1 protein-coding gene is annotated in these 1,230 nt (G+C 56.6%); it reads right to left on the bottom strand.

The features are described 5' to 3' along the window. A partial coding sequence (locus HMPREF2932_RS10845) for a YPDG domain-containing protein (protein ID WP_210397787.1) occupies positions 1-1,230 on the bottom strand: 1,230 nt, incomplete at both ends.

Genomic DNA, 1,230 nt, shown 5'->3' with positions numbered 1-1,230 from the left:
CCAGGCCGGTGTTGATGCAACGCTCAGACAGGTTCGAAGAACCAGTCCAATCAGAGGAGTCATCAGGCTTCGGAGCCGGCTTGGAATCGCCAGTGACGATACGCTCGGCCTTGTTGCCGTCCTTATCCTTGGCAACAATCTTGTCGCCAGTCTTCAGCTCCTTGTCAACAACGACCTTCCACTTACCATCGTCACCGACGGTAACAGTCTTCTCGGTCTCATTACCGTCCTTGTCCGTGACAGTAACGGTGAGATCCGTACCAGGCTTACCGGTACCAGTAATCTCCTTGTCACCATCCTTAGCCGGATCAATCGTCGGCTTGATGACCTCCGGAGTCTCAGACGGATCGTCCTCACCCGGCTTATTCGGGTCAATCGGCCAGGTCGGGCCACCCGGAATAATCGGCTTCTTAGGCTTCTCAACCTCGACGACTACGCGGTCGATCTCGTTGCCGTCCTTGTCCTTGACAACGACAACAACCTTGTCACCAGGCTTAGCGTCCTTATCGATGTCGACAACCAGGTTGCCGTCCTTATCGATTTCAGCCTTACCCGGGCCATCGGTCTCAACCGTGGTGCCATCCGGAACGTCACCGCCGGTATTCGGGATTTCGACCTTGTCGCCAGGCTTACCCTTGTCGTCCTTCCAATCCGGATTCTCAGCAGGAGCACTCGGCTCGGTAACGGTCACGGTCGACTCGTCGATCGTGTTGCCTTCCGGATCCTTCACCTCGACGACAATCTTGTCACCAGGCTCCGCGTCCTTGTCGATGTCAACGATGAGGTTGCCGTCCTCGTCGATCTCAGCCTTACCAGGACCATCAGTCTCGACCGTGCTGCCATCCGGAACATCGCCACCTTCGTTCGGAACAGTGACCTTGTTGCCAGGCTCACCTTCACCGTCTCCCCATTTTGGCTTCGATTCAGGGTCAGTGACAGTCACCGTGACATCAACCTCGTCGGTCGAGCCATCCGGGTAGGTCACAGTCACCGGAACAGTGATCTTATCACCCGGCTTCGCATCCTCCGGAATCTGAACCTTCAGCGAACCATCCTCGGCGACCTCAACACCATCCTCGTCCGTGGTGAACTTGGTGCCTTCCGGAACAGTGACCTTGTCTCCGTCCTTGTTAGTAAAGGTTGGAGCATCAACCGGCGCCTTGGTACCAGGCTTACCGAAGCCGTCCTCGTAGTTAGGCTCGAAGGTTGCGGCATTGGTGGGGTTACCCG

Origin of the sequence: Corynebacterium sp. HMSC074H12 (assembly GCF_001813755.1) — a bacterium.
In the GTDB taxonomy this organism is placed as follows: domain Bacteria; phylum Actinomycetota; class Actinomycetes; order Mycobacteriales; family Mycobacteriaceae; genus Corynebacterium; species Corynebacterium hiratae.
Note: the sequence above shows the minus strand (reverse complement) of the source record. Positions and strands in the feature narration are given on the sequence as shown.